17 protein-coding genes are annotated in these 22,265 nt (G+C 72.8%); 4 read left to right on the plus strand and 13 right to left on the minus strand.

Annotation, left to right across the window (positions count from 1 at the left end):
* Positions 1-694 precede the first annotated feature (694 nt).
* The 4 genes from AC069R_RS12000 to AC069R_RS12015 form a co-directional block, all read right to left on the minus strand.
* Positions 695-2,113, minus strand: a complete 1,419-nt coding sequence (locus AC069R_RS12000; RefSeq protein WP_397983812.1) for a sugar porter family MFS transporter — start codon at positions 2,111-2,113, stop codon at positions 695-697.
* Positions 2,114-2,362: 249 nt separating this feature from the next.
* A complete protein-coding gene (gene smc / locus AC069R_RS12005) occupies positions 2,363-5,977 on the minus strand; it encodes a chromosome segregation protein SMC (protein ID WP_478766685.1) in 3,615 nt (1,204 codons plus the stop codon).
* 243 nt (positions 5,978-6,220) lie between these two features.
* On the minus strand, positions 6,221-6,424 hold the full coding sequence (locus AC069R_RS12010) for a hypothetical protein (RefSeq protein WP_023546484.1): 204 nt from the start codon (positions 6,422-6,424) through the stop codon (positions 6,221-6,223).
* 373 nt (positions 6,425-6,797) lie between these two features.
* A complete protein-coding gene (locus AC069R_RS12015) occupies positions 6,798-7,079 on the minus strand; it encodes an acylphosphatase (protein ID WP_478766686.1) in 282 nt (93 codons plus the stop codon).
* 133 nt (positions 7,080-7,212) lie between these two features.
* On the opposite strand from AC069R_RS12015, the gene AC069R_RS12020 reads away from it, so the two are divergent.
* Positions 7,213-8,691, plus strand: a complete 1,479-nt coding sequence (locus tag AC069R_RS12020; RefSeq protein ID WP_478766687.1) for a CAP domain-containing protein — start codon at positions 7,213-7,215, stop codon at positions 8,689-8,691.
* 66 nt (positions 8,692-8,757) lie between these two features.
* On the opposite strand, the gene AC069R_RS12025 is transcribed toward AC069R_RS12020, so the two are convergent.
* Positions 8,758-9,342, minus strand: coding sequence for a flavodoxin family protein (locus AC069R_RS12025; protein WP_478766688.1), 585 nt, complete (start codon positions 9,340-9,342; stop codon positions 8,758-8,760).
* A gap of 104 nt (positions 9,343-9,446) precedes the next feature.
* Between AC069R_RS12025 and AC069R_RS12030 the strand changes: the two genes are divergently transcribed.
* Positions 9,447-9,842 (plus strand): winged helix-turn-helix transcriptional regulator, encoded by a 396-nt coding sequence (locus AC069R_RS12030; RefSeq protein WP_397983817.1) that lies wholly within the window; start codon positions 9,447-9,449, stop codon positions 9,840-9,842.
* Here the strand turns inward: AC069R_RS12030 and mutM are convergent.
* The 8 genes from mutM to recG form a co-directional block, all read right to left on the minus strand.
* Positions 9,815-10,675, minus strand: coding sequence for a bifunctional DNA-formamidopyrimidine glycosylase/DNA-(apurinic or apyrimidinic site) lyase (gene mutM, locus AC069R_RS12035; protein WP_478766689.1), 861 nt, complete (start codon positions 10,673-10,675; stop codon positions 9,815-9,817). The genes AC069R_RS12030 and mutM overlap by 28 nt on opposite strands.
* 124 nt (positions 10,676-10,799) lie before the next feature.
* On the minus strand, positions 10,800-11,639 hold the full coding sequence (gene rnc, locus AC069R_RS12040; RefSeq protein WP_478766691.1) for a ribonuclease III: 840 nt from the start codon (positions 11,637-11,639) through the stop codon (positions 10,800-10,802).
* A gap of 7 nt (positions 11,640-11,646) precedes the next feature.
* Positions 11,647-11,820, minus strand: a complete 174-nt coding sequence (gene rpmF, locus AC069R_RS12045) for a 50S ribosomal protein L32 (RefSeq protein ID WP_003951102.1) — start codon at positions 11,818-11,820, stop codon at positions 11,647-11,649.
* Positions 11,821-11,822: 2 nt separating this feature from the next.
* Complete coding sequence (locus AC069R_RS12050) at positions 11,823-12,467, minus strand: YceD family protein (protein WP_478766693.1); 645 nt, start codon at positions 12,465-12,467, stop codon at positions 11,823-11,825.
* A 153-nt stretch (positions 12,468-12,620) separates the two neighbouring features.
* Positions 12,621-13,835 carry an ATP synthase F0 subunit B gene (locus AC069R_RS12055; RefSeq protein WP_478766695.1) on the minus strand — a complete coding sequence of 405 codons (1,215 nt, stop codon included), beginning with the start codon at positions 13,833-13,835 and terminating at the stop codon, positions 12,621-12,623.
* A 63-nt stretch (positions 13,836-13,898) separates the two neighbouring features.
* Positions 13,899-14,378 (minus strand): pantetheine-phosphate adenylyltransferase, encoded by a 480-nt coding sequence (gene coaD / locus AC069R_RS12060; RefSeq protein WP_397987166.1) that lies wholly within the window; start codon positions 14,376-14,378, stop codon positions 13,899-13,901.
* Positions 14,379-14,404: 26 nt separating this feature from the next.
* Complete coding sequence (gene rsmD, locus AC069R_RS12065; protein ID WP_478766697.1) at positions 14,405-14,992, minus strand: 16S rRNA (guanine(966)-N(2))-methyltransferase RsmD; 588 nt, start codon at positions 14,990-14,992, stop codon at positions 14,405-14,407.
* A gap of 129 nt (positions 14,993-15,121) precedes the next feature.
* Positions 15,122-17,350: an ATP-dependent DNA helicase RecG gene (gene recG / locus AC069R_RS12070; RefSeq protein WP_478766699.1), complete on the minus strand. Its 2,229-nt coding sequence runs from the start codon at positions 17,348-17,350 to the stop codon at positions 15,122-15,124.
* 224 nt (positions 17,351-17,574) lie between these two features.
* Between recG and AC069R_RS12075 the strand changes: the two genes are divergently transcribed.
* Both AC069R_RS12075 and AC069R_RS12080 read left to right on the plus strand, forming a co-directional pair.
* Positions 17,575-19,410, plus strand: a complete 1,836-nt coding sequence (locus tag AC069R_RS12075; RefSeq protein ID WP_478766701.1) for an HSP90 family protein — start codon at positions 17,575-17,577, stop codon at positions 19,408-19,410.
* Complete coding sequence (locus tag AC069R_RS12080; protein WP_478766703.1) at positions 19,403-22,264, plus strand: tetratricopeptide repeat protein; 2,862 nt, start codon at positions 19,403-19,405, stop codon at positions 22,262-22,264. Before AC069R_RS12075 ends, AC069R_RS12080 begins: the two co-directional genes overlap by 8 nt.
* Position 22,265 lies beyond the last annotated feature (1 nt).

A 22,265-nucleotide genomic window follows, 5' to 3' on the forward strand; every position in this document is an offset into this window, starting at 1 on the left:
CCCTGCCCCGCGGGCGTGTTGGCGATCGCACTGCTGTGGCACAGGTGTGCGCCGGCAACCAGGAGGTCGTGGATCGCGCGGACATGGTGATCGTCGCCGTACGCGGCCAGGACCGGCACCAGGGCGCTGGCCGGTGTGCGGGTGGGCGGTGACACGGTCGTCGTCAATGTGATGGCCGAAGTCGCTCACGACGAGTTGCGGCGGACCCTCGGCACCGAGGCGCCGATGGTGCGGGCGATTCCGCTGCCCGCGGTGCGCGAGCGCCGGTCGGTCACGGTGGTGCAGCCGTCGCGTCCGGCGGTGGACGCGCTGTTCGACCGGTGTGCTCCCCGTCGCGGACGAGGCCGCCTTCGACGTCCTCTCGGCGCTGACCGGGACGCTGACCGCGCACTACGCGTATCTCGTCGCGCTCACCTCGTGGGCCGCCGGCCAGGGCATCCCCGCGGCCGGCGCCGAGCGGTACGTCCGGGGCCTCTTCCAGGGTGTCGGGCGGCGCTGGGCGATGACGCGAGCCGGTGGCCCTCGCCGGGGGTTCTCGACCGGTTCCTCGCCCGGCTCCGGGCCGGCGGGTGAAAGCCCTCGCCCCCGGACCGGGCAGTGGCCGGTCCGGGGGCGAGGGGAGATACGGGGAGAGGGGCAGCGGGGTCTGAAGGCCCTTCTCCCCGGGTTCGGGGACGCCTCGGGGTTACGAGGCTCAGCCCATCTCCTCCAGGGCCTTGCCCTTCGTCTCCTTGACGAACTTCAGGACGAAGGGGATGGAGAGGGCGGCGAACACCGTGTAGATGATGTACGTGCCGGAGAGGTTCCAGTCGGCCAGCGACGGGAAGCTCGCGGTGATCGCCCAGTTGGCGATCCACTGGGCGGCGGCGGCCACGCCCAGCGCGGCGGCGCGGAGCCGGTTCGGGAACATCTCGCCGAGCATGACCCAGACGACCACACCCCAGGACAGGGCGAAGAAGAGGACGAAGACGTGCGCCGCGATCAGGGCGACCCAGCCCTGGGTGGCGGGCAGCTTGCCGTCGACCAGGTGGTACGAGAACGCCCAGGCTTCCAGCGCCAGGCCGACGACCATACCGGTCGAGCCGATGAGCGCGAGCGGCTTGCGGCCGATCCGGTCCACGAAGATCATCGCGATCACGGTGCCGATGATGTTGATGATGGACGTGGTGAAGGAGTAGAAGAACGAGTCCGTCGGGTCGACGCCGACCGACTGCCACAGCGTCGAGGAGTAGTAGAACGCGACGTTGATGCCGACGAACTGCTGGAAGACCGACAGGCCGATGCCGACCCAGACGATCGGCTTGAAGAAGAAGCCGCCGCCCAGCAGGTCCTTGAAGGTGGAGCGGTGCTCGCTGCGCATCGCGTGCTCGATGTCGGCGACGCGCTTGTCCAGGTCGGCGCCCTTGCCCTCGACCTCGGCCAGGATCTCCTTGGCGCGCTCGCGCTTGCCGACGGACAGCAGGAAGCGCGGGGACTCGGGGATGGCGAAGGACAGCAGGCCGTACAGGGCGGCCGGGATCACCATGACGCCCAGCATGACCTGCCAGGCCTCCAGGCCCATGAGGTGGCCGCGCTGGTTGCCGCCGGCGGCGTTCAGCAGGCCCCAGTTGACGAGCTGGGAGATGGCGATGCCGACGACGATCGCGGCCTGCTGGAAGGAGCCGAGCCGGCCGCGGTAGGCGGGCGGGGCGACCTCGGCGATGTAGGCGGGGCCGATCACGGAGGCCATGCCGATGGCGAATCCGCCGACGATGCGCCAGAAGGCGAGGTCCCACAACGCGAAGGGCAGCGCGGAGCCGACGGCGCTGATCGTGAACAGCACGGCCGCGATCTGCATGCAGCGGATACGGCCGATCCGGTCGGCTATCCGGCCCGCGGTGGCGGCGCCGATGGCGCAGCCGATCAGGGCGATGGCGATGACCTGCGCGAGCCCGGCGGAGCCGATGTCGTAGCGGTCGCGGATGGCCTCGACGGCGCCGTTGATGACGGAGCTGTCGTAGCCGAAGAGGAAGCCGCCCATGGCCGCGGCCGCGGCGATGAAGATGACGTGCCCGAGATGTTCGGGATGAGCCGTCCCGGCTCCTGACTGAGGTGCCTGCGCTGTGCTGGTCACGTGAAACTCCTCGGGCCACGGCAACGCTGCCGGGGTGGGGTGAGCCCTTCCAGGTCTCCAGTGGCGCACACGTTCGCGCTACTTACACCTGAAGGAAAAAAGCAACGTTGCAGAGACTATGCCTTCAACTTTCGAAGTCAATAGGGGGAATGCTGTGAGTTAGGAGATACGGCGCCTCGCTCCGTGTTCAAGAAATGAACAGGGAGTGAGGTGATCTTGATCGACGGTTGCAGTGGATCTTGAAATGGGTCAGCGCAGACGCTGCGAGATGACCTTCGACACACCGTCGCCCTGCATCGAGACGCCGTACAACGCGTCGGCCACCTCCATCGTGCGCTTCTGGTGCGTGATCACGATGAGCTGCGAGGACTCCTGCAACTCCTGCATGATCCGGATCAGCCGCTGGAGGTTGGTGTCGTCCAGGGCCGCCTCGACCTCGTCCATCACATAGAAGGGACTCGGCCGGGCCTTGAAGATCGACACCAGCAGCGCGACGGCCGTCAGCGACCGCTCGCCGCCCGAGAGCAGGGACAGCCGCTTGACCTTCTTGCCCGGCGGCCGCGCCTCGACGTCGACGCCCGTGGTGAGCATGTTGCCGGGGTCGGTGAGCACGAGCCTGCCCTCGCCGCCGGGGAACAGCCTGGCGAAGACGCCCTCGAACTCGCGCGCGGTGTCCCGGTAGGCCTCGGTGAAGACCTGCTCGACCCGCTCGTCGACCTCCTTCACCACCTGGAGCAGATCGGCGCGGGTCTTCTTCAGGTCCTCCAGTTGCTCGCTGAGGAACTTGTGCCGCTCCTCCAGCGCCGCGAACTCCTCCAGGGCCAGCGGATTGACCTTGCCGAGCTGCTGGTACGCCCGCTCGGCCGCCTTGAGCCGCTTCTCCTGCTCGGCCCGCACGAAGGGGCGCGGCTGGTTGCGGGGGTGGTCCGGGTCCTGAGGCAGCGTCTCGCCGTCGGCGGGGGGCGAGGGCGGCACGGGCTGGTGCGGCCCGTACTCCGTCTCCAGCCCCGCGGGTTCGACACCCAGCTCCTCCAGCGCCCTGGTCTCCAGCTGCTCGATCCGCAGCCGCTTCTCGGCGCCGAGTACCTCGCCGCGGTGGACCGAATCCGTCAACTTGTCGAGTTCCGACTTCAGTTCACGTCCGGCGGTGCGGGCGGCGGCCAGTTCCTGCTCGCGCCGGGCCTTCGCTGCCTCGGCGGCGGCGCGCTCCCGGTCGGCGCGGACGAGGGAGACCTCGACGTGCGCCAGCAGCTGCCGGGCGCCGTCGGCCACGGCCCGCGCGACCGCCGCCTCGTGGCGCAGCCGGGCCCGGCGCTGCTCGGCCCGCGCCCGCGTCTCGCGCTCCGCACGGGCGGCGCGGTCGAGGGAGTCGGCGCGGCCGGCCAGCGCCTTGACCCGCTCCTCGTGGGTACGGACCTGGAGCCGGGCCTCCATCTCGGTCTGCCGCGCGTTGGCGCCGTCGGCGGAGAGCCGGTCGCGCACCGCGGTGTCCGGCTCCTCCTCGACCGGCGTCTCCTCGGCGACGGCGAGCCGCTCCGCGAGTTCCCCGGCCTCCGCCACGGCCTTGTCCAGCGCGTCCTGCGCCCGCGCGGCAGCGGCGGCGGAGCGCTCGGCCTCACCGGCGGCGGCGCGGGCCTCGCCCGCGAGGCGGCCGAGCCGCTGGGCGACGGTGGACTTCTCGCGGTCGGCCGCCCGGCGCCGTTCGCCCAGCTCCTCCACGAGGGCGGCGGCCGCGGTACGGCTTTCCGTCGCGCTGTTCTCCTCTTCGGCCAGCTCGGCGCAGCGGACGGACAGCTCCGCGAGTTCGGCGGCGGCCTCGTCCACGGAGGCCTGGACCTCCAGCAGGCTGGGGGCGCCGGCGGAGCCGCCGTGGGCGAAGTGGGCGCCGAGCAGGTCGCCGTCGGCGGTGACGGCGGTGAGGTGGGGGTGGGAGCGGATGAGGTCTTCGGCGGCGTCCAGGGTGTCGACGACGACGGTGTCGCGGAGGAGTCCACGGAGGGCTGGCATCAGCTCGTCGGGGGCGCGGACGAGGTTTTCGGCGGGGATCGGTCCGTTGCCGGCCGCGGGTGCTTCGTGGTCGCTCGCGCCCGCGCGGTGGGAGCCGCATGCCGGACAGGGCCCCGCGCCCCTTCGCGGCGCGCCTTCGGGGCCGGTGATGAGCAGGGCCGCCCTGCCGCCGTCCTGTTTGCGCAGGAGGCGGAGGGCGTCGGCGGCCGCGGTCGGGTTGGTCACGGCGAGGGCGTCGGCGGCGGCGCCGAGGGCGGCGGCGAGGGGGATCTCGTAGCCAGGAGTGATGGTCAGGAGTTCCGCCGCCGGGCCGAGCAGGCCGGTGAGGGTCGAGCGGGCGTCGAGCAGTATGCCGGTGCCGTCCTTGCGGCGCAGGCCCAGGGCCAGGACGTCGTGGCGGGCCTGGGTCGCGGCGCGGCGGCGCTCGGCGGCGGTGGTGGCCTGGCGGGCGGCGGTCAGGGCGGCCTCGGCGTCGGCCAGTTGCCGTTTCGCGGCCTCGTGGCGCCCGGCGAGGTCGGTGTCGTCCACGTCGAGGCCGTCGACCTCGGCCTGGAGCGCCTCGTACTCCTCCTGGGCGCGCACCGCGCGGTCCTGGGCCTCGTCGCGGGCGGTGGCCAGCCGGTCGATCTCGGCCTGGGCGGCGGCGGCGCGCGAACGGGCCGCGCCCACCTGGCCGTTCAGCCGGGCCAGGCCCTCGCGGCGGTCGGCGATGGCGCGGGCCACGTCCTTGAGCCGGCGTTCCTCGACGGCCAGTGCCCGCTCCAGTTCGGCGCGGTGCGCGACCGTGTCGTCCAGGGCGTGCCGGGCCGCTTCCAGGGCGGCCTCCAGTTCGGCCTCCTGTTCGCGGACGCGGGCGGCCTCGCGCTCCAGGTCCTCGGGGTCGCGGCCGCGGCGCTCCTCGGGCGGGGCGGAGGTGGCGCTGGTGACCCTGGCGTCGGCCAGCGAGATGGTGCCGCGCACCCGCTCGGCCAGCTGGGACAGCTCGTACCAGGTCTGCTGGGCGCGCTGGAGGCGGGGCGCGAGCCGCCGTACCTCGTCCTCCAGGACGGACTCGCGGTGCAGGGCCTTGCGCAGCTCCTGCTCGGCGGCCTCCTTGCGTTCCTTGAGCGCGGCCTCGTCGGCGATCTCGGCGTCGAGCGCCTGGCGCAGCCGTACGAGGTCGTCGGCGAGCAGCCGCAGCCGGGCGTCGCGCAGGTCGGCCTGGATGACGGCGGCCCGGCGGGCCACCGCCGCCTGGCGGCCGAGCGGCTTGAGCTGGCGGCGCAGTTCGTCGGTGAGGTCCTGGACGCGGGCGAGGTTGGCCTGCATCGCGTCCAGTTTCCGCAGCGCCTTCTCCTTGCGCCTGCGGTGCTTGAGGACGCCGGCCGCCTCCTCGATGAAGGCGCGGCGGCCCATCGGATCGGCGTGCAGCACGGAGTCCAGCTGGCCCTGGCCGACGATGACGTGCATCTCGCGGCCGATGCCGGAGTCGGAGAGCAGTTCCTGGATGTCGAGGAGGCGGCAGGTGTCGCCGTTGATCTGGTATTCGCTGCCGCCGTTGCGGAACATGATCCGCGTGATGGTGACCTCGGCGTACTCGATGGGCAGCGCCCCGTCGGAGTTGTCGATGGTCAGGGACACCTCGGCGCGGCCCAGCGGGGGGCGGCCGGTGGTGCCGGCGAAGATGACGTCCTCCATCTTGCCGCCGCGCAGCGACTTGGCGCCCTGCTCGCCCATCACCCAGCTCAGCGCGTCCACCACATTGGACTTGCCCGAGCCGTTCGGTCCGACGACGCAGGTGATTCCGGGTTCGAAGCGGAGGGTGGTCGCGGAGGCGAACGACTTGAAGCCGCGCAGGGTCAGGGCCTTGAGGTGCACGCCGCTGGACTCTACCGGCCGCCGCTGTCTCACTCCATGAACGCCGGAGACCGCGCGGTTTCACTCCTGGACGCGCAGGGCACACCAGATGTTGAAGATGGTGAAAGGATGCGCGGGGGAAGAAAGAAGGGACGCCGAAGCGTCCCTTGCGATTCTGATGGACGGCCCCGGATGCCGGTCGTCCGATCTGTCGAGCGGTTGATACGGGCTGCCCAACCGCTGCCGTTGTCAGCGATGCAGCGATCAGGTGAGCGCAGGCTCCGCCTGGTGTGCGTCGATGCTCTCCATGATCCTGTCCTGAGAAGCGGCAGCCGTCAGCGCGTCGTTCTCCGCCTGGATCCTGACCAGCTCGGACTCCAGGTCCTGTACACGCTGCTGAAGCCGTCGCATCTCGGCGAGGAGTCGAGGGTCGGAGCCGCCGACGTAACCGAGAAGCGCCTTTGCCATGATGGATGGTCCTCCACACTGAGTGACCGACCGATGCGGTGTGGGTCGTGAGGGATTCGCACCCGCGGTGCTTGGCACATCCGAGTGTTGCTCTGCTGTTGTTCTCATGCCAAACAGCTAAGGTGCGCGGGGCTTTCAGCGTCTCACCAAAAAGTTTGACGGTCAACACGATCACACCCCGTATTGGCGGGCGAACCGGGGCGCGCGGCCGGAAAAGCACGGCGGCGCAGCGAGTCATCCGGGCCCTGGGGCGCAGCGATCAGCTGTACCTGCGGAGCCTGCCACGCTACGCCCTTCTTGGCAACCACCAGGCCGTTTCCGCTCCCGGCCGGCGCGGGCGGGGGCGCGGCGGCCGGGGCCGGGCGGCTTCGGCTCAGCGGATCGCGAAGCCGTCGTAGCCGCCGCGGGGTGTGTCCCAGATCTCGGTGACGCCGTCCACACGGCCGGGCGTGTCGGCTCCCTGGAGCCAGTCGAGCAGCCCCTCGCAGCGGTCGCGGGCGCCCTCCGCGACGACCTGGACCCGGCCGTCCGCCAAATTGAGAGCAAAACCACTCAAGCCGCCGATCTCCAGCGCCTTGGCACGGGTGAACCAGCGGAATCCCACGCCCTGCACGTGTCCGCGCACCCAGGCGATCAGTCGAACATCCTCACTCATGGGGGCAACCTAACCGTCGGGTGTCGTTCGGGACACATCGCCCTCGAAGGGCATGAGGTACGGTCCGCACGCGGGCACCTCTCTGGGGAAATCCACTCGATCGAGTGGGTTGGGGCGGCCCGAAGCACCAAAGATGTACGAGGAAGAGGGCAAGGTCATGGGACGCCACCGACGCTCGGACGCTGGCCGCGCCGCGGGGAGCGACGACCCGCGCGCCTCGACCGCCGGGAACGACGACCCTCCCGCCTCGACCGCCGGGAACGACGATGCGGCGTCCGCGCCCACGATGCCGGTCGGGGGGCACGATCAGGCGTCCGCGCTCACCGTGCCGGCCGGGAGCCACGGCCCGGTCTCCACGCCCGCCGTGTCGGCCGGGGGCCCCGGTCCGGCTGCCGCGGCCACCCTGCCGGCCGGGAGCCACGGCGTCTCCACGCCCACCGCGCCCACGATGCCGGCCGGGGGCCACGATCCGGCTGCCGCGGCCACCGTGCCGATACCGATGGGCACCGCGCCCTATCTGAATCCCGAGGCGTACGCGGCGGCGAAGGCCAAGGCGGACGCGTATCTCTTCGCGGCCGGGCCGGCGGAGCCGTTCGCGGGGGACGCGGGCTCGCCGTACGCGGGTGCGGACGCGGCCGGCGAGGGTGCTGCCGGTACCGGGGAGCCCGGCGGGGAGCCCGTCCGTGGCAAGCGGCGGCCGAAGCAGGCCGGGCGTGCGGTGAGCATGACGCTGCTCGGGATGTGCGTGGCCGTCGCCCTGGGCACCGCCGCGGTGGCCGCGGGCGTGGTGCCGGGCTTCCAGGGCTACCGCCTCGACGGCAGCGGTCACACCACCGGCGGCGACCGGGTCCGGGTGGCGGGCTCCCCCAGCAACACGGCGGACGCGCAGGGCGGCACCTCCGGCAGCGCGGAGAACGGCGGCACGGGCACCGGCGGCACGGACAACGGCGGCGGTGGTACGGCGGCGGGTCGCGGCACCGGGCGGTCGCCCTCCTCCCCGGCCGCTCCTACGCCGTCCTCGTCCCCGGCGCCCGGGAAATCCGCGTCGCCCACGCGCTCGGCCCCCGCCTCGCCGGCCCCCTCGAAATCCGCGAAGCCCACCGCGCCCAGGACCACCCCGGCCGCTCCCGCCGCGCCGAAGCCCAAGCCCTCCCCCACCAGGGCGAAGCCGAGCCCGGCCCCGACGAAGACCGCGGCCCCCGCGCCGGCCGTCCCGCCCGTGACCGTCTCCGCGCAGGCCGCCGCCGAGGCCCAGGTGCTGAGGCTGATCAACGACGAGCGGGCGAAGGCGGGCCTCGCCGCGCTGTCCGCGAACTCGGCGCTGACGAACCTGGCCGGGGCGTTCAGCGACGACATGGCGGCGCGGGGCTTCTTCTCCGACACCGACCCGGACGGCAAGTCGCCGTGGGACCGGGCGGCGGCGGCCGGTGTCAGCGGCCTGGGCGCCGAGAACATCGCGCGCGGTCCGGCGGACCCGGCGGCCGTGGTGAAGGCGTGGATGGCCAGCCCCGAGCACCGCGCCGACATCCTGAACCCCGCCTTCCACACCCTCGGCGTCGGCGTGCACTTCGGCGCGGGCGGACCCTGGTGGACGGCGGAGTTCGGCAACTGAGTTCGGCGACCGGCTTCGGTGGCCGAGTCCGGCGGCCGGGCCGGACTCCCCCGCCCGGCGGCCGGGTCAGGCGGCGGCGCGGCCCCGCGCGAACGTGCGTGCCGTCTCCGCCACCCGGCGCCCGAGGTGCTCGGCCGTGGCGATGTCCGCCTTGTGCACGCCCTCCGGGCCCTGGTCGGTGTCGGTCTGGGCGGCGGCACCGGCGAAGAAGCCGAGGCGGTTGAGGTCGTTCTCGGAGGCGGTGCTGCTGTTCCAGCCCGGAAGCAGACCGAGGTTGACCCAGTGCATGCCGTGCTGGGCGGCGAGCGTCTGGAAGAACTGGAGCGTGTGCAGCTTGTCGCCGCTCTTGGAGCCCGAGTTGGTGAACCCGGCGGCCAGCTTGTCCTGCCAGTCCTGGCCGGCCCAGCGCGAGGAGGTCGCCTCGCCGAAGACATGGAAGGCGCCGGAGGCGGTGCCCATGTAGGTGGGCGAGCCGAAGACGATCGCGTCGGAGCGGTCGAGTATCCGCCACTGCTCCTCGGTGATCTCGTCCACCTTGATCAGATGCGCCTCGGCGCCCGCCTCGACGGCACCGGCGCGGACGGCCTCGGCCAGGACGGCGGTGTGGCCGTAGCCGGAGTGGTAGGCGATGGAAAGAACGGGGGTGGTCATGACTCTCCTCGGAAGGGCAGCTCAACAACGGCGAGGAAAGGAAAGCACTAACTTCTAGTTAGCGCAACCTACTGGTTAGCGCTGCGTGGGCGTATCCTTGTGTCATGACCGGATGTCCCGAGGAGCGCGACCAGCTCGCCTACAGCGTCTTCGCCAAGGCGTGTCCCTCCCGCTGCACGCTGGAGAACGTCACGGGTCGCTGGGGCGGACTGACCCTCGGCGCGCTGTACGAAGGCTCGCTGCGCTTCAACGAGCTGCGCCGCCGCGTCGACGGGGTGAGCGAGAAGATGCTCTCCCAGACCCTGCACGCACTGGAGCGCGACGGCCTGGTGCACCGCGAGGCCCAGCCGACCAACCCGCCCCGCGTCGACTACGAGCTGACCCCGCTCGGCCGCGAGGTCGCCGGGCGCCTGCTCTCCCTCATCGAGTGCGTGGAGGGCGCGATGGACGAGGTGCTGGCTTCGCGCGAGCGTTACGACGCGGCGCGCGGCGCCCGCTGACACTTCGGGCAGAAGTAGCTGGAGCGGTTCATCCAGGGGCGGCGCCGCATGGGGGTGCCGCAGCGGCGGCAGGGCTCGCCCTCGCGGCCGTAGGCGTCGAGCGAACGGTCGAAGTAGCCCGACTCGCCGTTGACGTTGACGTACAGGCTGTCGAAGCTGGTGCCGCCGACGGCGAGCGCCGCGTTCATCACATCCCGGATGTGGCCGAGGAGTTCGGCCGTGACCGGGCGGGTGAAGTGCGCGGTCGGGCGCTCGTAGTGGATGCGGGCGCGCCAGAGGGCCTCGTCCGCGTAGATGTTGCCGACGCCGCTGATCAACGACTGGTCCAGCAGGGCCCGTTTGACGGTCGTGCGCTTGCGGCGCAGCGCCTGGTGGAAGGCGTCGTCGTCGAACAGCGGGTCGAGGGGATCGCGGGCGATGTGCGCGATGACGTCGGGCAGTCCGTCGGGGGTGTTGTCGTGCAACGACAGCCCGCCGAAGGTGCGTTGGTCCACGAACCGCAGCTCGGTGCCGAGCGAGTCGGCGAACCGGATGCGGATGCGCAGGTGCTTCTCGTCCGGCGCCTCCTGCGGCTGCACCAGCAGTTGCCCGCTCATCCCGAGGTGCGCCAGCACCGACTGGTTGGTCTCCTCCAGCGGCAGCCACAGGTACTTGCCGCGCCGGCTGGGGTCGCCGATGTGATGCCCCTTGAGCCGGTGCGCGAAGTCCTCGCCCCCGGCCAGGTGCCGGCGTACGGCGCGCGGGTGCAGCACCTCGGTCTCGGCGACGGTGCGATGGGCCACCCACCGCGCCAGCCCCCGCCGGACGACCTCGACCTCGGGCAACTCGGGCATCGGGACCCCCGTAGGAAACGCGGTACGGAACGGAAGGACGCCCTGCGAACCAGAAGGGCGCCGGATGTGACGAGCGCCCGCCCCCGTCCGAAACGGGTGGGGCGGGCGCTCGGTGGAGCTGTCCTCAGGCGGTGGCGGACGACGTGTCGTCGTCCTTCACGGCGTGCACGGCGGCCTGCCTGGCCTCCGTCGCAGCCGTCGCCGCCTCGGCGCGCTCGTCCGCGGCGGCCTTGATGGCCCGCCAGGCGGACTCGGCGGCCTGCTGCTCCGCCTCCTTCTTGCTGCGGCCGGTGCCGGTGCCGTACGAGACGCCTCCGACGCGGGCGGCAGCAGTGAAGGTCTTCTCGTGGTCGGGGCCGGTCTCCGTGACCAGGTACTCGGGCACGCCGAGCCCCTCGATCGCGGTCAGCTCCTGGAGCGACGTCTTCCAGTCCAGGCCGGCGCCCAGGTTGGAGGACTTCTCGATCAGCGGGTCGAAGAGCCGGTGCACCAGCTCGGACGCCGCGTCGAGGCCCTGGTCGAGATAGACCGCGCCGATCACCGCTTCGAGGGTGTCGGCGAGGATGGACGCCTTGTCCCGGCCACCCGTGCCCTCTTCACCCCGGCCGAGCCGGATGAAGGCGCCCAGGTCGAGGCCGCGCCCCACCTCCGCCAGCGCACGCGAGTTGACCACCGCGGCCCGCAGCTTGGCCAGCTGGCCCTCGGGCAGGTCGGGGTGGGTGCGGTACAGCGTGTCCGTGACGACGAGGCCGAGCACGGAGTCCCCGAGGAACTCCAGCCGCTCGTTCGTCGGCAGACCGCCGTTCTCGTACGCGTAGGAACGGTGGGTGAGCGCACGCACCAGAAGGGCGGACTCGACCTGGTAGCCGAGCCGCCCTTCCAGAACTGTGTGGGACGAGGCCTGCGGACTACCCCCGCGCTGACGGGGACTAGCGGCATTCGCGTCTGTCATCGGGCCTCTCACCAACCGCTCAGACTTCGAGGACCTGGCGCTTGTTGTAGGTGCCGCAAGACGGGCACGCGATGTGCTGCTGCTTGGGCTCGTGGCAGCGCTCGCACGCAACCAGGGTGGGGACCGCAGCCTTCCACTGCGACCGGCGGTGGCGCGTGTTGCTGCGCGACATCTTCCGCTTCGGAACAGCCACGGCTACTTCTCCTGCTTCTCGTCGACGCCCGCTTCGGCGCCGCTCATCTCGTCCTTCTCGCCGTCCGTGGTGGTGCCGGCGAGTCCCTGCAAAGCCGCCCAACGGATGTCGACGGCGTCATGGTGGTGTTCCGGGTCGTCCGCGAGCCGCGCTCCGCACTCGGAGCACAGGCCCGGACAGTCTTCCCGGCACACCGGCTGCATCGGCAGTGCGAGCACCACCGCATCACGCAGCACTGGTTCGAGGTCGAAAAGGCCGTCCCCGATGAAGAGCCTGTCCTCGTCGTCCTCGGCGTCGTCGCCCGGTTCCGCGATCACGCGGCCCCGGTCGTCGGCGTCAGGGTACGAGAACATCTCCTGGAAGTCCGCTTCGAGCTCCAGCTCGACCGGCTCCAGACACCTTACGCACTCCCCCTTGGCCGTTGCACGGGCGGTGCCTGTGACAAGCACCCCTTCCATGACCGACTCAAGCCGGAGGCCGAGTTCCACCGGGGTGCCTTCCGGCACTTCGATGACTTCCGGAATGCCGAGGTCCCCGGGGGCGTCGATCTCGCGGGTCAGGCGCTGCAGCGCACCAGGACGCCGACCCAGCTCGTGGGTGTCGAACACGAGGGGGTTGCGGTGGTCGAGGCGGGCGTTGGAAGCCATTCCTGCTTTCGATCTGCGATCTCGGAGGGACACCGCCCGTCGGTGCTTGCGGGCGGCGGCGGTCGCAGACTGCTCCGTACGCGAAACGTCAGGGCATGCGCGACCGAAGGGCCAGGATACTGGACCTTGCGCCCAGGGCCCAATCCGGCCCCGTCAGCGGCCCCCGCGCCCCTGCTCGTAGGCCCGCAGCTGCTCCGCACTGATCATGCTGGTGTCGAAGAGGCTGGTCTCGTCCAGAGCGTAGTCCTGCTGCGCCTGTGACTGCTGCGGGGCCTGGGGCGGCTGCTGCTGGGGGTCGTAGGCGGGCTGCTGGGAGTAGCCGCCCTGGTACCCGTAGGGATCGGCCTGCTGGTATCCGTACGGGTCCTGCCCGCCGTAGCCGCCCTGCTGCGGGAAGCCGCCGTAGCCGGCCTGCTGCTGGTCGTAGGCACCGTAGGCGGGCCCCGGCTCGTACGCCGGCTGCTCCGGCTGCTGCTGCGCGTACGCGGGCTCGGCGTGCGGCTCGTACGACGGCTCGCCCCCCGCTTCGTACGCCGGCTCGCCCCCGGCTTCGTAGGACGGCTCGGCCGCCGTTTCGTACCCCGTCCGGTCCGTCCGGGGCTCGTACGACGGCTGCTCCTGCCGGGCCGCCGGGCGCCCGGCCGGGGTGTCCGAGAGGGCGGCCAGGTCGGCGAGGTAGTCGGCGTCGCTGGAGTGCTGGAAGGTCGTGGTGTCGTCGGCGAGGGCGCCGAGGTCGTCGGTGGCGATCCGGCCGTGCAGCTTCTGCCGGCCGCGGCCGACCGCCTCCAGGGTCTTGGCGAGCACCGCCTCGAAGGCGCCCAGCTTGGTGTCCACGTACGCGTCGGCGTTGTGCCGCAGGGTCTCGGGGTCGGGGCTGCGCTCGGGGGCGTCCTCGTCCTCGTAGCCGTTCTCGTCCAGCCCCGGACCGGTGCCGAGGAGCTTCTCGCGGCCGCGGCCGACCGAGCCGAGGGTCTTGGTGAGGACGACCTCGAAATTGGCGAGCTTGGAGTCGACGTAGTCGTCGGCCTCGGCGCGGATCTCCTCGGCCTCCTGGCGGGCCTCGGCGAGGATCCGGTCGGCCTCGGCCTGGGAGCGGCGGGCGATCTCGGTGCCCGCGACCAGCGAGCCGCGCTCGGCGTGCGCGGTCTCGATGATCCGCTCTGCCTCCCGGCGGGCCTCCTCGACCATCTGCTCCCGGTCGCCGATCAGCTCCTGCGCCTGCGCGAGGGAGCCGGGCAGCGCCTGGCGCACCTCTTCCAGCATCGCGAGCAGCTCGGCGCGGTTGATCACGCAGGACGCCGACATGGGCATGGCCCGCGCGCCGGCGACCGCGGAGACGATCTCGTCGAGCTTCTTCTGCACGTCCACCTGTGCTCGCCACTTCCTACAGCCGGATCGGAGACGGACGGGACGACTGTAGCCCCACGCCCATCAGTCCTTGCGCAGCCGCCTGTTGAGGGCGTCGAGGACCTGCGGCGGGACCAGGTGGGAGACGTCGCCGCCCCAGGCCGCGACCTCCTTGACGAGCGAGGAGGACAGGAAGCTGTAGGTGGGGTTGGTCGGCACGAACAGCGTCTCGACGCCGGTGAGGCCGTTGTTCATCTGGGCCATCTGGAGCTCGTAGTCGAAGTCGCTGACGGCGCGCAGACCCTTGACGATGGCGGGGATGTCGCGCTGCTTGCAGTAGTCCACGAGGAGGCCGTGGTGGGTCTCGACCCGTACGTTGGCGTACTCGGCGGTGACCTCGCGGATCAGCCCGACCCGCTCGTCGACCTCGAACAGGCCCTTCTTGGTCTGGTTGATCATCACCGCGACGTAGACCTCGTCGTACAGCCGGGAGGCTCGGGCGATGATGTCGAGATGTCCGTTGGTGATCGGGTCGAATGACCCGGGACAGACGGCGCGGCGCACTTGAGATCCCTCGCTCTCCGGTCCGGTCATCGTGCGTCTTCGCACGTAGAGGCGGCGCGACCGTACCAAAACGTTCCCTCGCCGTAACGACGGGACCGGATCGCCTCGAAGCCGTCCGGCCACCGGAATTCGCCGCCTCTGGTGCTGCGCTCCACGGTGACCAGCGCGTCCTCCGCGAGCCACCCCTCCGAGCGGAGTGTGAGCAGAATCTCCCGAAGATCGTCGTCGGTGACGGCGTAGGGGGGATCGAGGAAGACCAGGTCGTACGGGGTGGCGGGGGGCGCGGTGCGGATGACTTGTTCCGCTTTGCCCGCTCTGACCTCCGCGCCGGGCAGGCCGAGGTTCTTCACGTTCTCCCGGACGGTCCGCGCGGCGCGGGCGTCGGCCTCGACGAGGAGGGTGTGGCCCGCGCCGCGGGAGAGGGCTTCCAGGCCGACGGCGCCGGAGCCGGCGTAGAGGTCGAGGACGCGTTCGCCGCGCAGGGGGCCGCCGAGGAGGGACTGCCAGGTGGAGAAGAGACCTTCGCGTGCGCGGTCGGAGGTCGGCCGGGTGCCGGTTCCCGGAGGGACTGCGAGGCGACGTCCGCCGGCTGTGCCGGCGATCACGCGGGTCATGTGTGGTCCTTCATCGTGGGCGGCTTCAAGGTCCATTGTGACGGGTCGCGCCCCGCGGCGGCGGACGCGCATCCGATCCGGCCCCGCGCCCCCGGACCGGCGTCCCTCAGCCCTTCGGACGGGCGCCCTTCAGCCCTTCTCCAGGTACTGCTCCCGCTCCTCGTCCAGCAGCGCGTCCAGGGCGGTCCGCAGGCCCGGCAGCCGCTCCAGGTCCGGGTCCGCCGTCACCAGGGCCATCGCCTCCGCCCTCGCCTCCGCGATGACCTCCTCGTCCTCGATGACGGCGAGGACGCGCAAGCTGGAGCGGGCGCCGGACTGGGCCTGGCCGAGGACGTCGCCCTCGCGGCGCTGTTCGAGGTCGATGCGGGAGAGTTCGAAGCCGTCGAGGGTGGCGGCGACCGCGTTCAGCCGCTGGCGGGCGGGGCTTGCCTCGGGCATCTCGGTGACCAGGAGGCACAGACCGGGCGCGGAGCCGCGGCCCACCCGGCCGCGCAGCTGGTGGAGCTGGGAGACGCCGAAGCGGTCGGCGTCCATGATGACCATCGCGGTGGCGTTCGGGACGTTCACGCCCACCTCGATGACGGTGGTGGCGACCAGGACATCGGTCTCGCCCGCGGCGAAGCGGCGCATCACCGCGTCCTTGTCGTCGGGGTGCATACGGCCGTGCAGCACCTCGACGCGCAGGCCCTTGAGGGGGCCCTCGGCGAGTTGGCCGGCCACGTCGAGGACCGCGAGCGGGGGGCGCCTCTCGGCCTCGTCCTCGGCGGACTTCTTCCTGGCCGCCTTCTTCGGGTCGGCCGCCTCGTCGATGTCGTCTCCGATCCGGGGGCAGACGACGTACGCCTGATGGCCGCTCTCCGCCTCCTCGCGCACCCGCTCCCAGGCGCGGGCCAGGAAGTGGGGCTTGTCGGCGGCCGGGACGACATGGCTGGCGATCGGGGAGCGGCCCGCCGGGAGCTGGTCGAGGACGGAGGTCTCCAGGTCGCCGAAGACGGTCATGGCGACCGTGCGCGGGATCGGGGTGGCCGTCATGACGAGGAGGTGCGGGGGCTGCTTGCCCTTGCCGCGCAGGGCGTCGCGCTGTTCCACGCCGAAGCGGTGCTGTTCGTCCACGACGACCAGGCCGAGGTCGTGGAACTGCACCTTGTCCTCGATCAGGGCGTGGGTGCCGATGACGATGCCGGCCTCGCCGGTGGCCAGGTCGAGCAGGGCCTTGCGGCGGGCGGCGGCGCCCATGGAGCCGGTGAGCAGCACCACCTTGGTGGCGTGCTCGGTGCCGCCCAGCATGCCGCCCTCGGCGAGGTCGCCCATCATCTCGGTGATCGACCGGTGGTGCTGCTGGGCCAGCACCTCGGTCGGCGCGAGCATCGCGGCCTGCCCGCCCGCGTCGACCACGGCGAGCATGGCGCGCAGGGCCACCAGCGTCTTGCCGCTGCCGACCTCGCCCTGGAGCAGCCGGTGCATGGGGTGTTCGGTGGCGAGATCGGCGAAGATCTCGCGGGAGACCTTCTGCTGGCCCTCGGTGAGGGTGAAGGGCAGCCGGTCGTCGAAGGCGGTGAGCAGGCCATCGGACTTGGGGCGGCGGGCGACCGCGGGGAGCTGGGCGTCCGCGTACCGGCGGCGGGCGAGGGCGACCTGGAGGACGAAGGCCTCGTCCCACTTGAGGCGGGCGCGGGCGGCGGCGATGTCGGCCTTGCTGGCCGGGCGGTGGATCCTGACCAGGGCCTCGGGGAGCGGGAGCAGCCCGCGGCCCTCGCGCAGGGCGGGCGGCAGCGGGTCCACGGCCTCCTGGGCGGCGGGCAGGATCGTCTGCACCGCCTTGCCGATCTTCCAGGACTCCAGTTTGGCGGTGGCCGGGTAGAGCGGGATCAGCGCGCCCGCCCAGGTCTCGGCGCTCTCCTCGCCGTCGCCCTTCAGCAACTCGTAGGCCGGGTGGGCGAGCTGGAGGCGGTGGTTGAAAACGGAGACCTTGCCGGCGAACATCGCGCGGGTGCCCGGCAGCAGGTCCTTGTGCGGTTTGTGCACGCCGTTGCCGAAGAAGACCAGCTGGAGGCGGCCGCTGCCGTCGGTGATGGTGACCTCCAGGCGCTGGCCCTTGCCGCGGGGCGCGCGGGAGGAGGCGAAGGAGTGCAGGCGGGCGTCGGCGACCTGGGCGACCACGGTCACGTGCTCGTCCATGGGGAGGTCGGCGAGGTGGGTGAGCTGACCGCGCTCCTCGTACCTGCGCGGGTAGTGGTGCAGGAGGTCGCCGACGGTGTGCAGGCCGAGGTGCTCGGCCATCACCTTCGCGGTGGCGGGGCCGAGCACTGACTTCAGTGGCTGTTTCAGTGGTTCTTCCAGTGCGGGCACGGCATCCATTGCACACCACCGCACTGACAATGCCGCAGACGCCCACTGGGCGGGTCCGGTCCAGCCCACTGGGCGGGTCCGGTCCATACTGTCGTACCGATCCGGGAAAGCCCTGGTCCGCGCGGCGGTTCCGGGCCTAGGATGGCGCGCTCCGGCCATCCTTCGCGGTCACCGCCGCCTGCTGCGGGACCGCCCGACCCGGCGCCGGGTCCTCCCCCTCCGGCGCAGTGACGATGGATTCCCAGACCTCACAGTCATCCCAGTCCTCCCAGTCGCCTCTTCCCCCGCACACGTTCCAGGTCGATCTGCGCGGTCTGGTCGATCTGCTCTCCCATCACCTCTACTCCAGTCCGAAGGTCTACCTGCGCGAGCTGCTCCAGAACGCCGTGGACGCCGTCACCGCCCGGCGGGCCCTCGCGCCCGGCGCCCCGGCGCTGGTGCGGCTGCACCCGGCGGACGGCGGCCTGCGCGTGGAGGACAGCGGCATCGGGCTCACCGAGTCGGACGTGCACGAACTGCTGGCGACCATCGGGCGCAGCTCCAAACGCGCCGAGGGGCTTCAGGAGGCCCGCTCCGGCTTCCTCGGCCAGTTCGGCATCGGGCTGCTCGCCTGCTTCCTCGTCGCCGAGCGGATCCGCGTGGTCAGCCGCAGCGCCCGCACCCCCGGCGCGCCTCCGGTGGAGTGGACGGCGTGCGACGACGGCTCGTACACCGTGCGGACGCTGCCCGACGCGGCGCGGCCCGAGCCCGGTACGACGGTGCAGCTGACGCCCCGGCCCGGCGCCGCCGAGTGGCTCGCGCCCGAGCGGGTGCGCGCGCTGGCCCGCGACTTCGGCGCGCTGCTGCCGTACGACGTCCGGGTCGGCGAGGAGCGGATCAGCGAGCTGCCCGCGCCCTGGGACCGGTCGTATCCGAGCCCCGGCGCGCGCCGGGTGGCGCTGGCCCGGCACTGCCAGGAGCAGTTCGGGTTCGCGCCGCTGGACTCGATCGACCTGGCCGTGCCGCTGGCCGGGGTCCGCGGGGTGGCCTATGTGCTGCCGTCGGCGGTGAGCCCGGCGCAGCGGGCGACGCACCGGGTGCATCTCAAGGGCATGCTGCTGACCGAACGGGCCGAACAGCTGCTGCCCGACTGGGCGTTCTTCGTGCGCTGTGTGCTGGACACCGACAGCCTGCGGCCCACCGCCTCGCGCGAATCGCTGTACGAGGACGAGACGCTGGCCGCCGTGCGGGACGCGCTCGGCGAGCGGATCCGCGGCTGGCTGACCGGGCTCGCGGCCGGTGACCCGGAGCGGCTCGCGGCGTTCCTCGCCGTGCACCACCTGGGGGTCAAGTCGCTGGCGCGGCACGACCACGAGATGCTGCGCACGATGCTGCCGTGGCTGCCGTTCGAGACGACCGACGGGCAGGTGTCGCTGGAGGAGTTCGCGCGCCGGCACCCGGTGGTGCACTTCACCCGCGGGGTGGAGGAGTACCGGCAGGTCGCGGCGATCGCCTCGGCGCAGGGCGTGGGCGTGGTCAACGGCGGTTACACGTACGACAGCGAGCTGATCGAGGCGCTGCCGTCGGTGCGGCCGGGCACGGTGGTCGCCGAGCTGGACGCGGACACCGTGACCGCGCACCTGGACGGCATCGATCCGGGCGTGGAGCTGGCGCTCACCGGGTTCCTGGCGGCGGCGCGGGCGAAGCTGGACCCGCTGGGCTGCGATGTCGTGCTGCGCGCCTTCCATCCGCTGTCGGTGCCCGCGCTGCACCTGGACGACCGGTCGGCGCGGCACGAGCAGGCCCGCGCGGCGGCCGAGGAGCAGGCCGACGCGCTGTGGGCGGGCATCCTGGGGTCGCTGCGCGGCAGCGCGCCGCGCGCCCGGCTGGTGCTCAACCACCTCAACCCGCTGATCCGCAGGGTGAGTTCACTGGGTGATCCGGAACTGATCGGCACCGCGGTCGAGTCGCTGTACGGACAGGCGCTGCTGAGGGCGCAGCGCCCGCTGCGGCCCGCGGACTCCGCGCTGCTGAACCGGGCGTTCATCGATCTGCTGGAGTGGGCGACGCGGGGGACGGCCGATGACTGAGATCACCGACCTGGCGGGACTGCGCCGGGAGATGGCGGAGAACGCCGGGCAGCCCGAGGGCCCGGCCCGCAACGCCCGCGCGGAGCAACTGCTGGCGGCGGCCGAGAGGTTGAACGTTCCGCTGGCCGTGATCGAAGCCCTCGGGCACCAGTTGAGCGTCTACAGCTACAGCTCCGAGAAGGACAAGATGTTCGTCCCCTTCGCGCGGCTGCTGCGCATGTGGGACGAGCGGCCCGAGGACTTCGACGCGTACGAGACGCGGTCGCTGCACTGGGTCTTCAAGTGGATGTCGGCGGGCATGCTGGACCAGCCGCACATCCCGCTCGCCTCGATCGAGCAGTGGCTGGGCGAGATGGAGCACCGCTACCGCCTCGCCGGGTACTCCGAACGGGCCGTGCGGGGCGCCGAGTTCAGCGTGGCCGCGCACATCGGGGACCTGGCGCGGGCGGAGCGGGCGTACGCCGCGTGGCTGGCCGCCGACCGGGACGAGATGGCCGACTGCCACGCCTGCGAGCTGTACCGGCAGGGCCTGTGGCAGGTGCAGCGGGGCCAGGACGCCGAAGCGCTGGAGCTGTGGCGGCCGGTGCTGGAGGGCGAGTTCAGCTGTGCGCACGAGCCGCACGCGGTGCTCGCCGCGTCCCTGCTCCCGCTGCTGCGGCTGGGCCGCCTGGAGGACGCCCGCGCACACCATCTGCGGGGGCTGCGGCTGGTGCGGCCCATGGAGAGCATGCGCGGCGCGTACGCCGAGCATGTGGAGTTCTGCGCGCTGAGCGGCAACGAGGCGCGCGGTCTCGAGCTGCTGGCCGAGCGGCCCGCCTACTTCACGGACACCGGGCAGCCGCGCAGCCGGCTGGACTTCCTGGCCGTGGTGGCGCTGCTGACCGGGCGCCTGACCGAGCTGGGCCTCGGCGCCGAGCGGGTGCCGGGCCCCGCCGGGTGCGCCTGGACGGCACGGGACCTCGCGGCCCACGCCCGCACCGAGGCGCTGGCCCTGGCGGCGCGGTTCGACGCGCGCAACGGCACGTCGTACGTGGGCGACCGGACGCGGGCGCGGATGGACCGGCGACCGCTGGCGGACCGGCTCCCGCTGGGCGTCCGCACCGCGCGCCCGGCGCCCGCCGCACCGCCGGCCGCTCCCCCGCCGGCACCGGCCGCGGAACCGTCCCTGCCCGCTCTCCTCGCCGAGGCGCACCGGCTGGCGGACACCCTGCGCCCGGAGGCGCTGGACGCCTGGGCCGCGGTGGGGCGCGCCGCGAGCGATGGTGAACTCTCCCCCGCCGACCGCGCGTTGGTCGCCGACCACGAGGCGATGTCCCGCGGCCCCGAGGGCGCCGAGCTGTTCGAGCGGGCGGCCGGGCTGTACGCGGCGGCGGACGATCCCGGCGAGGCGCTGGCGGCACAGGCCCGCGGCGCCTACTTCCGGGCGCTGCGGGGCGAGCGGGACACGGCCCTGGTCCGGGTGAGCGGTCTGTGCGAGGAGGTCCTCGCGCTGTACGCCGCCGGGGCCACCGGGGTGCGGCAGGCCGCGTCGGTCCTGATGAGCCGGGCCCGCGTACTGATGCACCGGGCGCGCTCCGGCGCGGGTTCCGCTCAGGACGCGGACGCCGCCGTGCGCGAGGTGCTGAGCCTGATCGAGGGGCAGGGGGTGCGGGACGCGCGGCTGGCGGCGCGGGTCGCGGAGTGCCGGGGCATGCTCGCCGAGCTGGCCGGGGCGGGCGGAGACGGTGCGCGGGCGGCGGAGCTGCTGCGGCGGGCCGTCGGGGAGTACGTGCGCGCCGGGCTGCCGTGGTGCGCGGTGGAGTACGAGGTCCACCTCGCCGCGCTGGCCGAGGAGGCGGGTGACCGGGAGGGGGCCGAGCGGGCGCTGCGGGCGGCGCTGGAGCACGGCGGCCGGTACGTGGAACCGGCCGGGCAGGTCCAACTGCACCTGCGAATAGCAGAGTTGACGGCCGCGCGGGGGGACGTCGCGGCAGCCGCGGAGCACGCGCTCCAGGCCGCGCACTGGGCCGACGAGGCCGGGGAGTCCGGCACGTCCGGGGCCTGGGCGCGGCAGCAGCTCGGCGGATATCTGCTGCGGCGGGGGCGGTGCGCGGAGGCGGCCGAGGTGCTGGAGTCGGCGCTGGCCGACCTGAGCGCCGGGACGCACGGGGACGGGGCCGTCGTACAGGCCCGCTGGTGGCTCGGGGACTGCCTGGCGGAGCTGGGCGAGCACCGGGCGGCGGCCGAGCAGCGGCTGCTGGCCGCCGACATCGCCCGGCACTGGCCCGAGCAGCGCGACCACGCCACGCTCGCCCACCTCGCCGCGGACGCCCTCGCCGACGCGGGCCTGGCGGCGGAGGCCGACCGGGCCTATGCCCGCGCGGGCGAGCTGTGGCGCTCCCTCGGCGACACCCGGCTCCTGGTCCGCTCGCTGCGGGCGCGCGCGTGGCTGGCGCTGGGCGAGGACGAGGGGGAGGAGGCGGAGGCGGCCGGGGTGCTGATGGCCGAGGCGGTGGCGGTGTGCGAGCGCGCGCGGCGGGACGCGGCGGACTCCCCCGCCCTGGCCGAGCTGACCCGTGAACTGGCCCAGACGCACCGCCAGTTCGGCGACCTCCTCGCCCAGGCCGGGAGACCGGACGCGGCTCCTTTCGACCGGGCGATCGCGCTGTTCGACTCGCTCGGCGCGGCCGGGCTGCACGACCGTACCGGCGCCGAACTCGCGGCGGCGGAACTGGCCGCCGAACTGGGCCGCCCCGAGCAGGCGACGGCCCACGCCCGCGCGGTACTGGCCGCCTACGAGAACGCGGACGACACGGACGACACGGTCCGGGCACGCCGGGCGGAGGCGAACCGGCTGCTCGGAAGGGCGGAGTGAG

Source organism: Streptomyces sp. NPDC043952, from assembly GCF_056435325.1.

What these genes read in the sequence shown, in the direction of transcription:
- AC069R_RS12010 (WP_023546484.1), bottom strand. Translation starts at nt 6,424, where the DNA reads ATGGCAAAGGCGCTTCTCGGTTACGTCGGCGGCTCCGACCCTCGACTC.
- AC069R_RS12015 (WP_478766686.1), bottom strand. Translation starts at nt 7,079, where the DNA reads ATGAGTGAGGATGTTCGACTGATCGCCTGGGTGCGCGGACACGTGCAG.
- AC069R_RS12020 (WP_478766687.1), top strand. Translation starts at nt 7,213, where the DNA reads ATGTACGAGGAAGAGGGCAAGGTCATGGGACGCCACCGACGCTCGGAC.
- AC069R_RS12025 (WP_478766688.1), bottom strand. Translation starts at nt 9,342, where the DNA reads ATGACCACCCCCGTTCTTTCCATCGCCTACCACTCCGGCTACGGCCAC.
- AC069R_RS12030 (WP_397983817.1), top strand. Translation starts at nt 9,447, where the DNA reads ATGACCGGATGTCCCGAGGAGCGCGACCAGCTCGCCTACAGCGTCTTC.
- mutM (WP_478766689.1), bottom strand. Translation starts at nt 10,675, where the DNA reads ATGCCCGAGTTGCCCGAGGTCGAGGTCGTCCGGCGGGGGCTGGCGCGG.
- AC069R_RS12050 (WP_478766693.1), bottom strand. Translation starts at nt 12,467, where the DNA reads ATGGCTTCCAACGCCCGCCTCGACCACCGCAACCCCCTCGTGTTCGAC.
- rsmD (WP_478766697.1), bottom strand. Translation starts at nt 14,992, where the DNA reads ATGACCCGCGTGATCGCCGGCACAGCCGGCGGACGTCGCCTCGCAGTC.
- recG (WP_478766699.1), bottom strand. Translation starts at nt 17,350, where the DNA reads ATGGATGCCGTGCCCGCACTGGAAGAACCACTGAAACAGCCACTGAAG.
- AC069R_RS12075 (WP_478766701.1), top strand. Translation starts at nt 17,575, where the DNA reads ATGGATTCCCAGACCTCACAGTCATCCCAGTCCTCCCAGTCGCCTCTT.
- AC069R_RS12080 (WP_478766703.1), top strand. Translation starts at nt 19,403, where the DNA reads ATGACTGAGATCACCGACCTGGCGGGACTGCGCCGGGAGATGGCGGAG.